The organism is Mucilaginibacter sp. (genome assembly GCF_036383575.1).
Classification (GTDB): domain Bacteria; phylum Bacteroidota; class Bacteroidia; order Sphingobacteriales; family Sphingobacteriaceae; genus Mucilaginibacter.
This window is the reverse complement of the sequence record NZ_DASVOB010000002.1, coordinates 1-10,334: the sequence shown is the minus strand read 5'-3', so window position 1 is coordinate 10,334 and position 10,334 is coordinate 1. Positions and strand designations below refer to the sequence as shown.

The 10,334-nt window shown below is 43.6% G+C and carries 8 protein-coding genes; 5 read left to right on the top strand and 3 right to left on the bottom strand.

Translation table 11 applies throughout. From position 1 onward, the window contains the following. The 5 genes from VF500_RS00105 to VF500_RS00085 form a co-directional block, all read left to right on the top strand. A partial coding sequence (locus VF500_RS00105; protein WP_330857726.1) for a triple tyrosine motif-containing protein occupies positions 1 to 1,554 on the top strand: 1,554 nt, incomplete at its 5' end. 2 nt (positions 1,555 to 1,556) lie between these two features. Next, positions 1,557 to 2,183: a response regulator gene (locus tag VF500_RS00100; RefSeq protein ID WP_090524105.1), complete on the top strand. Its 627-nt coding sequence runs from the start codon at positions 1,557 to 1,559 to the stop codon at positions 2,181 to 2,183. Between the two features lie 406 nt (positions 2,184 to 2,589). Next, on the top strand, positions 2,590 to 2,952 hold the full coding sequence (locus VF500_RS00095) for a VOC family protein (RefSeq protein ID WP_330857725.1): 363 nt from the start codon (positions 2,590 to 2,592) through the stop codon (positions 2,950 to 2,952). Positions 2,953 to 2,967: 15 nt separating this feature from the next. Next, positions 2,968 to 3,831 (top strand): AraC family transcriptional regulator, encoded by an 864-nt coding sequence (locus VF500_RS00090; RefSeq protein ID WP_330857724.1) that lies wholly within the window; start codon positions 2,968 to 2,970, stop codon positions 3,829 to 3,831. 404 nt (positions 3,832 to 4,235) lie between these two features. Then, on the top strand, positions 4,236 to 4,412 hold the full coding sequence (locus tag VF500_RS00085) for a hypothetical protein (RefSeq protein ID WP_330857723.1): 177 nt from the start codon (positions 4,236 to 4,238) through the stop codon (positions 4,410 to 4,412). Positions 4,413 to 4,488: 76 nt separating this feature from the next. Here VF500_RS00085 and VF500_RS00080 read toward each other — a convergent pair whose 3' ends face one another. The 3 genes from VF500_RS00080 to VF500_RS00070 all read right to left on the bottom strand — a co-directional run. After that, positions 4,489 to 6,567 (bottom strand): alpha-galactosidase, encoded by a 2,079-nt coding sequence (locus tag VF500_RS00080; protein ID WP_330857722.1) that lies wholly within the window; start codon positions 6,565 to 6,567, stop codon positions 4,489 to 4,491. A 301-nt stretch (positions 6,568 to 6,868) separates the two neighbouring features. Next, complete coding sequence (locus VF500_RS00075) at positions 6,869 to 9,214, bottom strand: glycoside hydrolase family 95 protein (protein ID WP_330857721.1); 2,346 nt, start codon at positions 9,212 to 9,214, stop codon at positions 6,869 to 6,871. A 199-nt stretch (positions 9,215 to 9,413) separates the two neighbouring features. Further along, positions 9,414 to 10,334 (bottom strand): glycosyl hydrolase family 95 catalytic domain-containing protein (locus VF500_RS00070; RefSeq protein WP_333783632.1); only part of this gene is annotated, 921 nt, incomplete at its 5' end.

The following is a 10,334-nucleotide window of genomic DNA, read 5'->3' as shown; positions in this document are numbered from 1 at the left end:
TCTGTTTTAATAGGTACCCAAAACGGCGTAATGCTGGTAGTGAATAAGAGGATCGTCCCCGGCTTTAAACTCAAATCATTCCCAACTACCGCGGTTTACAGCATGATCCGGTATCGCGACTTGCTGCTGGTAGGTACCGATGACAGTGGCTTATACACTTGGGATATGACAACCGGAGCGGTCAATATTTACAATATTGATGATGGTCTTAAAGCCAACAGTATTTACAGCCTCGCGGCCGATGAGCGCGGCAGGCTCTGGATGGGTACCGGTCGTGGAATTAACCGGATGCAATATGATCCTGCAAAGAAAACTTTTTGGGTAATTGATAATATCGGTTCAAAAGAGCCGGTTGTTGAGGCCAATCAAAATGCCATTATGCACCGCGGCCATGAGGTTTGGATAAGCACTACCAAAGCTGTTATGGTGTATAATACCATGACTAAAATGGTAGCCTCACCGCCTCCGCATGTGTTCATCAAATCGGTACAACTCATGAAAGAGGACGGCGAAAAACGTTCTTCAATCGACCTTAATGACTGGGCCGAACTCAAACATAACCAAAATCATTTGTCGATATCATTCCTCGGTGTTTACCTTAAAAATCCTGATGCAGTATCGTATCAATACAAATTGGTTGGGCTGGATAGCGCATTTAGCTCGCCCATGCGCAATAATGTGGTTAATTATCCTTCGCTACCGCCGGGTAAATATACTTTCAGGGTAAAAGCTATAAGCCCGGATGGACAGGTGTCGCCACAGATGGCCAGTTTTAGTTTTGTGATCATTCCACCATTTTATCAAACATTCTACTTCAGGCTGCTGGCTATTGTATTGTTAGTATTGCTTGGTTTCGGGGTGCAAAATCTGGTGCATCAGCGTAAAATAAAACGGCAAAAAGCTATTGAGGCCATGAAGCGGGAAGAGAAGCTGAAGATCCGCCAGCAAACAGCCGAAGATTTTCATGACGATCTGGGTAACAAATTAACCCGTATCACTGTCTTATCAGAGATACTAAATGCCAAAATAGATAAAGGGCAGGCAGACCAGCGCGGAATTGTTGATCAGATTAAGCAAAACGCGGCATCATTATACAACGGTACAAAGGATATCCTTTGGGCGCTCGATCCCAAAAGTGATAACCTTTATGAAACACTTAATCACATCCGTGAGATAGGGATAGAGGTTTTTCACGATGTACCGGTTGATTTTGAGTTTGCCGCGGTTGATGAGGATATCCAGCTGGTAAAATTGCCCATGGAGTACAGCCGTAACATTACCATGATATTTAAGGAGTTGTTAAACAACATCCTTAAGCATGCTGATGCAGGGCTGGTAACCTTTGAACTTGATCAAAGTGATAAAAGCGCAATATCGCTGAGGGTAACCGACGACGGTAAAGGATTTGACAACAGCATAGCCCATCGGGGCCGGGGGATCAATAACATTAATGCCCGGGCCAAACGGATCAATGCAACGCTCCTCATTAACTCGCAGGCAGGCAAGGGCACATCAGTAACGTTAAAGTTTAGTAAAAACCAGTTAAGCAATTAGGCATGGCCCGTAACATTAAAGTAAGTATTATTGAGGATGATGAAACCCTGCGCGATGGTTATGCCTTTTTGATTGGTGCTACTGAGGGGTATGATGTGATCAGCACTTACTGTTCATATGATGAGGCTGCTAAAAAAATAGCTGCTGATAAACCAGATGTAATATTACTTGATATAGAATTGCCAGGTGTTAATGGCATCGACGCTATTCCCAAATTAAAAAAGCTGCTGCCTAATTGCTATATCCTGATCCTTACTGTTTACGAATCGGAAAAGCAGATCTTTAATGCGCTGGCTAACGGCGCATCTGGCTATCTTACCAAAAATACCCCATCAACCAAAATTATCGAATCGATAAAAGAAGTACGGGAAGGCGGTGGGCCAATGAGCATTAACATTGCCCGTTTGGTGATCCGCTCGTTTCAAAAAAACCAGGAATCACCTTTGTCCAAGCGTGAAACCCAGATCCTCGAGCTGATAGGCGAGGGCAAAAGCCGGGGCCAGATAGCCAATGAACTATTCATTGACCTGGAAACCGTTCGCAGCCATATCAAAAACATCTACCTTAAGCTTGATGTAAACTCCCGCGCTGACGCTATTAAACTGGCAAGGCAAAATAAGCTGATATAGTTAATTAGACTTTGCGTTATCGCGCATCTCAAAAAATGTCATTGCGAGCGTAGCGTGGCAACCGCATGCTATACAGAGCAGCCATGCTTCCGTGCGATTGCTTCGTGCCTTACAGCAATGACATGATTTTATAGCAATTTACAGTCAGTACCCCAAAACTTCTGCCGTTGTTGGTGTTGTCACCAACAACTCTGATGATCAATCCAAACACTCAATTCCATTAATTCACAAATCCCCCAAATAGGGGGATACTATCCTCCTGCCGGTAAAGTACCTTTGATATGTTAAGTAGTTTTAACTGACCGGCTACTGTAAACCCGCTTCGAAAAATTATCCTGTATGCTGCCCCTTGGCCAACAGGTTGATTTCCATTATTAAATCTGGTTTCTGTTAAAACTACTGCGAAATGAAATTGAAATATTTACCTGTGTACACAGCCGACTTTGAGGGCCAAATTGACTTTTATACTCAAAAATTAGGCTTCAGGATAACAGGTAAAATGACATTTTATGAGGGCAGGGAGAGTACGGTGATCCAGTCGGATAAATTAAATGTGGCATTGCTTGTAACTAATAACGACAGCAATAGTGATAAGAGTAATATCATCATTAACACAGCCGACTGTTTGAATGATTATCATTTGCTCCGTACGGCAGGTGTGTTTTTTTGCAAATCGCCGGCTTATTTACCGGCGGGATTGGCAGCCGAATTTTTGGACCCGGCGGGGAACAAATTCATGTTACTGGAAGAAAGAAATTATAACGAATAATAAAATCATATCACAATGGACTATTCAAAAGTATTACGCAACAACAATAAGATTGTAAGCCGCACCGGCGGCCAGAGACAAGGGCCGCAATATACTTCAGATTTAAGCCTACGCTTTGTTTTAAGCGGTAGTGAACGTTATGATATTGGCCGCAGGCATTTATCCATATATCCCGATTCGTTTCTGATCCTGAACCGTGGAACTCAATATTCAACCGATACCGACCTGGATCAGCAGGTACAATCGTTTGCCATTAACTTTGATCAGCAGTTTTTGCAGGATTTTAAAGATTGCTGGACTTTCGACGACGACAGCTTGTTGAGTAAAGGTAATGGCAGCAAAATACAGCCTGAATTTAACGAAACTATTTATCCGTTTGCGGGTGATATCAAATACAACGTATTTCACCTTAAACAACACCTGGATAGTGGTATGCAGGATGAAATGCTGATCAACGAATACCTGCACCATACGCTCATCAACTATTTTCATATCTATAATGATGAGATCTGTAAAAAAGCCGAAAAGCTCGACTTTTTAAACCAGGGTACCAGGGTCGAGATATTGCGCCGTCTCAACTTGGCCAAGGAATTTTTGTATAGTAATTATAATCAGAACATTAGCCTTGAGGACCTTGCCGAACATGCTTGTCTTTCAGTTAATCACTTGCTGCGCACTTTTAAACAAGCATTCGGTTTAACGCCGCACCAGTTTTTAATTCAACTGCGTTTAAAACGCTCATTAATGCTGCTGAAGGATACCCGTTACCCTGTGAATGAGGTAGTTGGCATGGTAGGTTTTGAATGCCCAAGCTCGTTTATCAGGTTGTTCCGTACGCATTATAAGATAACTCCGTTAAAGTACAGGCAGTCAGCATGATATGTATTTTAATTGCGTATTAAGATGGTGTTTTTCACACATGTAAGCCGCTTTTAACACCCTATGTTTGCAATACCAGATAGTTTTTTTGTTAAGGATATTTGGTCAGTTAATAGTTAATGAAAAAGTCAGTAACGCGAGGTCACTGACTTTTTGTTTTTTGGGATAAAGGTAATTCTCCAACACGTCATTGCGAGGTACGAGGCAATCCCCAATTGGCAGAGAAGCATGCAAGTTAGCCCTGTAAAGTTCGCGATTGCTTCGTACTTCGCAATGAAGATTACTGTAGTAACTGAGTGTATATGAGATTAATCAGTACCCCAAAATATGCGAAAATCAACATTTCCTATTTGCGCTGTAACATTCCCAAAAAAACATCGTCTTTTAAGTTAAAACCTACTACTATGAAACTTTTCACCTTATTGGCCGTTACCGGCGGATTGTTTTTTACTTCGCTTCAGATAGAAAAAAGCAACCTGGCAAACATAAAGCACAATAAAAACAAGTGCTGCGTGAATGCTAAAAAATCAAAATGCCCGCTTGCAAGCAAACGGGCAAAATCAGTTAAATTAAACGGTTAAAAACAATACAGGGTTTCATCCCCTCAAAAGGCGTCCGGTGATTTAAGGGGAATCTGTTGCCGGCGCCTTTGCATTTTTATTTATTTAAGTCGAATTTTAATAGTTCAGCATCACCTGCTTTTACTAAAACACTGCTTGTATTATTTATATTACTGCCTGATAACAGCAATTTGGCTTTCATCGCTTTATCCGCTTCAATACCAATCCTTTTTGCATCAACAGTGTAGGTTTTATCTGTATCTCCATAATTAAACAGGGCCAGGTAAAAGCTATCGCCGATTTTAAGTGTAAACTGTTCTGATGTTCCGGTTTCGGTATTCCCTTCAACCGGTCTGAAAGCCTTTCCATTTTGAACAATCTTTAAAATTTCAGGATTTTGATACATGGCTTTAGCCCTTTCTGACCATTGTCCGTGTGTTGAAAAATCGTCGCCGGTTATAAAGGTGCCTGTGACAACTGCCGAAAGCATCCTCGCCCGGTTAGCGCCTTCACTTTCGGTTGAGAGAACCACATGATCGGCATCAATGTAGTTGTACAGGTAAGTTTGCCACCAGCCATAATTTACACTGTTTAAGGTATAACGGGTATCTTTTATAGTTTTAAATGCATCGCAGGCAATCCGCCTCATGTGCGCGTAGCGACCGGTTGCCAGGCTGGGGGAGATGGCAGCATAAATCAGCATCTGATTGCCAAGTTGATCAATTAAATGTTCCATGCCTTTTTTATAAGCCTGCATGCCGGTGGTGATTTTCGGATCGAAGAAATGGCTCGATTCGGCAGCCGCATGGCCCAGAAAATCGATCTTGATCATTTTAAAACCACAGGCTTTTAATTTGCCAATTACATAGTCGATATGCTGCAAGGTACCGGGGTGGGTAGGGTCAGTAGCACGGGCACCATCAATATCATGGTAGACATCACCAACCTTAGTCCAGGTTTCACCATAAGTATAGTTGCTGCCTAACACCTTACGGTTAGGACCGCCTTGCCATCCCCAGTCGGTAAACGGAGCCCAGTAAACACCGGGCTGCAGACCTTTTGATTTACAGTAATCGGCAAAGGATTTCAGTTTGCTGAAATCGCCTTCCCAACCGCCGCTGATCATATTATCCCAAAACGAATCAAGATCGATAAAAGCGGTATTGCCATTGCGGAATGCGGGAATGCTGTCGGCAAAAAAGTCGGCTACCTTAATGGCTTTATCATAGTTTAGTTTCTCCTGTATAACGCCCCAGCTGTTCCAGCCAACAGGCGTGGGCTTTGTCCAGTTAAAAATGTACGGTGGTTCGGCAATGCGGTTAGCTTTACCAAACTCTTCCATACCTGTGCGCCAATCTGCAAACCAGCCAACAAACACTTTTGGCGATTTAACCATATCGCCGCTGATATAACCATGGGCTATTTTATCACGGTTTACGGCCTCTTCAGTGTAACCGCCCCATACCTCAAAGGTATTGGCTCTATCTTTTTTTGCGATGGTTCGAACGCCTGTTTTCCATGTTTCGTGCTCAACAGAACCAACCACTAAGCCATTGCGGCTTTTATTATCAAAAACTGTCCCTACCTCGGCACTGGTATTGGTTAGCGGTGCTTTAAAGGTTTTTGAGTTATAACTGATGAAGGTATCGTTATCAAAAGGTACAAAGAGGGAACGGGTATCTCCGGGTATCGCAGCCATATTACCGGCTATCGGTTCCATATAATTTGTTTTCAGATTTTTACCTTCAACATAAACCTCCACTAAAAAGTAACCTTTGTGGGACGGGTAGGTATAAAACACCTGTACCATGTTTGGTAAATTATTACCGGTTAAGGTAAAAGTATGTTTTACACCTTTGCCAAAGCCATCGGTTACCAATGTTTTATTGTATGAAATGTTTTTATAAGCTGTTGAAGTAATAAGTTTTCCGTTGATACCGGCTTTACTAAAACAATTACTAAGTATAGTTTTACCGTTTTCGATAACAGAGAAGGTACCGCTTTTTTGATCGTAACGGATACTACTGGCAGGGCCATATGAAAATGATATATCGCCCTGCTGGGTTGGTTGATTGGCAATGGTTATGGTTGATGCTGAAACAATTGCCGGCTGCCAAACGCAAAGCAAGCCGGACAATTGTACAGCAATTATAAAACGATCAAGAAATTTTTGCATGAATTTAAGGTTTATTAAATGTCTAAGTTACATTTTATTTATTGTGCACAAAAGGTATTTTAAATCACAATATTTTATTTACACTGACCGGAATTTGTTTTTAAATAAAGAGCTGATAGGAGGCACCTATGGAGCCAAAACGGTCACCTAAATTTCTATAAACATGATACTCCTACGGAGTTTAACAAAAATTCTGAGCAGAACTCCGTAGGAGTATCATGTTTATAGCTTCAACAAATAAAAATTTGGCTCCATAGGTGCCTCCTGTTTAAAAAGCAACTCCCCCCGGTACGTATTTTAGTTATGCTTTTTGCGCCATCACGTCTTTTATCACGCCGTTTATTTTCATTTTAACCTTCCGCGGCTGAGTTGAGGTGATACGGTAACTGGTTATTTTACCATCGCTCCATTTAAAATCGACAGTAAAATTGCCTCTTGCCCTTAAGCCTTTAACCTCGCCGGCTTGTTTCCAGTTAGCGGGTACGGAAGGCAGCAGTTCAATAAAACCGGCATGACTTTGAATCAGCATTTCGGCCAATGCAGCTGTAGCGCCAAAATTCCCATCTATCTGGAACGGCGGCCCGGCTGAAAGCATGTTGGGATATATGCCGCCGCCATCGCCATAGTTTATATTGGTGGCGAGGGTAGGGTGAATGAGGTCGGTAAATAGCTTATAAGCGCGTTCGCCGTCATGCAGCCTTGCCCACCAGGCAATTTTGTAAGCTATGGCAAAACTCGGACCGTCATCACCACGGGCTTCCAACGTTTTTTTACTGGCTTCGGCAAGGGCTGGGGTAGCTTCGGGTGTAATAAGCGATGCCGGGTATAAGCCATACAGGTGCGAAATACAGCGATGGTGCGGTTCTATCTCGGTATAATCTTCGAGCCATTCCTGGATGCGGCCATCTTTGGCGATAATGCCTGCAGGAGGTAGTTTTTTGAGTTTTTCCTGTAGCGTTTTACGGAGGGTGACGTCCTTACCCAGTACTTTGCCGGCGGTGATCACGTTGTTGAACAACTCTCGGATGATCTGGTTATCAATGGTTGGGCCCATACAAATACTGGCGTGGCGACCGCTGCCATCGGGCATTAAAAAGCCGTTTTCGGGTGATGATGACGGTGAGGTTACCAGCCAGCCCGTTTTAGGATCGTTGATGAGCATACTGCTGTAAAACAGCGCCGAGCCTTTTAATACCGGGTAAATATCCGCCAGGTATTTTTTATCGTTGGTAAAATCATAATGCTGCCAAAGATTATCGCACAGCCAGCCTGAGCCAACCTTGCAAATTCCCCATGATGCGGCTTCGCCGGGTTCTGTCCAGCCCCAGATATTGGTTATTACGTGAGCCACCCAGCCATCGGCGTTGTAGTAGGCTTTTGCCGTTTTTTCGCCGTTTTTTACCATGCCTTTTACCAGCTCGGCAAGGGGCAGATTTAATTCAGACAGGTTGGACACTTCAACCGGCCAGTGGTTCATTTGTACGTTAATGTCCAGGTGATAGTCACCTGTCCATGGGGTGACTATCTGGTTAGCCCAAAGGCCTTGCAGATTAGGTGGCAACAGGCCAATCCGGGTGCTGCAAATGCTCAGGTAGCGGCCAAACTGGTAATATAAAACCGGTAAGGCATTATCGACTTTAGGATTGTTATGAAAATTGGCTAACCGAAGATTTGTTGGGATGGTATCCTGATAGTTGCCGCCTAAATTTACGGTAACCCTGTTAAACAGCTTTTGATAATTAGCGATATGCTGCTGTTTTTCCAGATCATATAGCTTTGTCATGGCAGCAGCAAGTATATGAGTTGCTTTTTGAGTATAGTTAGGCTGTTTATAGTCGGTGCCTGCCGATACATAAATGATGGCCTCTGTGGCGTTTTTGATTATCAGCGAATTTTCGGTAGTGCTTTGGCTACCGCCTTTTAAAGTGGCTTTTAATTTGGCCAGATAACGCATTCCTTTGCCATCAATGCCGTTATCCAACTGCCCGAACATTTCAAGCTGGTTGTTTTGGGCTGTGACGGCAAAGCGCTCCGGCCTGTCCATAGTAAGGCTAAGATTTAGCATGCCAGGTTTATCGGCGGTGAGTTTAATGACGCTGATATCATCGCCAAAACTGGTAAAATATTCGCGTTTGTAGGTAACTCCGTTTACCGTATAGCTGCATTTGGCTACGGCCGTGTTTACCGATAGCTCGCGATGATAGTTGGTGTATTTAACATCTTTTGGATCAGTACCGGTATAGTTAAATGCTATGTTCAAGGTACCCATAGTTTGATAACAGCCATAATTTACCCCTGCTGATCCGGGACCTTTGCAAATAAAATCTTTATCAATAATCTCCTGCGCATCTGCATTTTTACCGGCCAGCAACAACGCCCGGATTTGCGGAAGCTTTTTATAAGCCTCGTAATTATTGGCATCCTGTGGCGCACCCGACCATAGCGTGATATCATTTAGCGTGATGGTTTCTTTTTTAACACCACCATCGGGCATCATGCCCAATCTGCCATTACCAAGAGGCAGGGTTTCTTCCCATTGATTGGCCGGACGATTAAACCAGATCTTTAATGGTTGTGATTGTGCAAGGCACAGGCTGGGTAAGCAGGCGGCTACAATGCTCAGTCCTGTCAGGTACTTTTTAAACATGAGATTTCCTGTTTATAGTGTATTTTTTTTAAATCCCCTCCTGAGAGGGCGCAGTGGAATGAGCAGTAGCAGGGGTGTGTTTCGTCGCTTTGTTAAACACACCCCCTACATCTCCCGATTAATTTCGGGACAGGCTCTCTCAAGAGGGGAATCGCACAAGGCCCCGTTTTTAAGATGCCTTTTTATTGAAATTCAACGGTTAGCCTTTAGTAGCCATTATGTTTTTAACCTCGCCGTTAACTTTCACCTTTACCATACGCGGGGTAGGTGAGGTTACTTTGTAAGCGGTTACTTTACCATCTTTCCATTTCATATCAACAGTAAAATTGCCACGGGCTTTAAGACCTTTAACTTCGCCCTGCGCTTTCCACGCATCAGGGATAGAAGGGATAAAATCAATGAACCCGGCGTGACTCTGGATCAGCATTTCGGCAATACCAGCAGTTGCGCCAAAGTTGCCATCAATCTGGAATGGCGGACCGGCCGATAACAGGTTAGGGTATACACCGCCGCCAGCGCCATAGTTAATGTCGGTTTTGATGGTTGGCTTCATTAACTCTTTAAATAGCTTATAAGTACGGTTGCCATCATGTAAACGTGCCCACCACAGTATTTTATAAGCAATAGACCAGCTTGGGCCGTCATCACCCCTTACTTCCAAAGTTTTCTTTGCAGCTTCGGCAAGGGCAGGAGTAGCTTCCGGCGTAATTTCTGATGCCGGGAATAAACCGTACAGGTGTGATACATGACGGTGCTGCGGTTCGGTTTCTTTATAATCCTCCAGCCATTCCTGGATGCGCCCATCCTTAGATATAACACCCGGGGGCGGGAGCTTTTTCACTTTAGCAGCCAGTGTTTTGCTGAATGCCTCGTCCTTACCCAGCACTTTACTTGCTGTTATTACATTGTTGAACAACTGGCGGATGATCTGATTATCGATAGTTGGGCCTACGCAGATGCTGGCATGTGTGCCATCGGGCAGATAAAAACTATTTTCGGGCGATGATGAAGGTGAGGTGACCAACCAGCCTGTTTTGGCATCACTGATCAGCATACTGTTGTAAAACTGTGCTGCACCTTTCAGTATTGGGTAAATTTGTTTCAGGTAGTTTTTATCTCC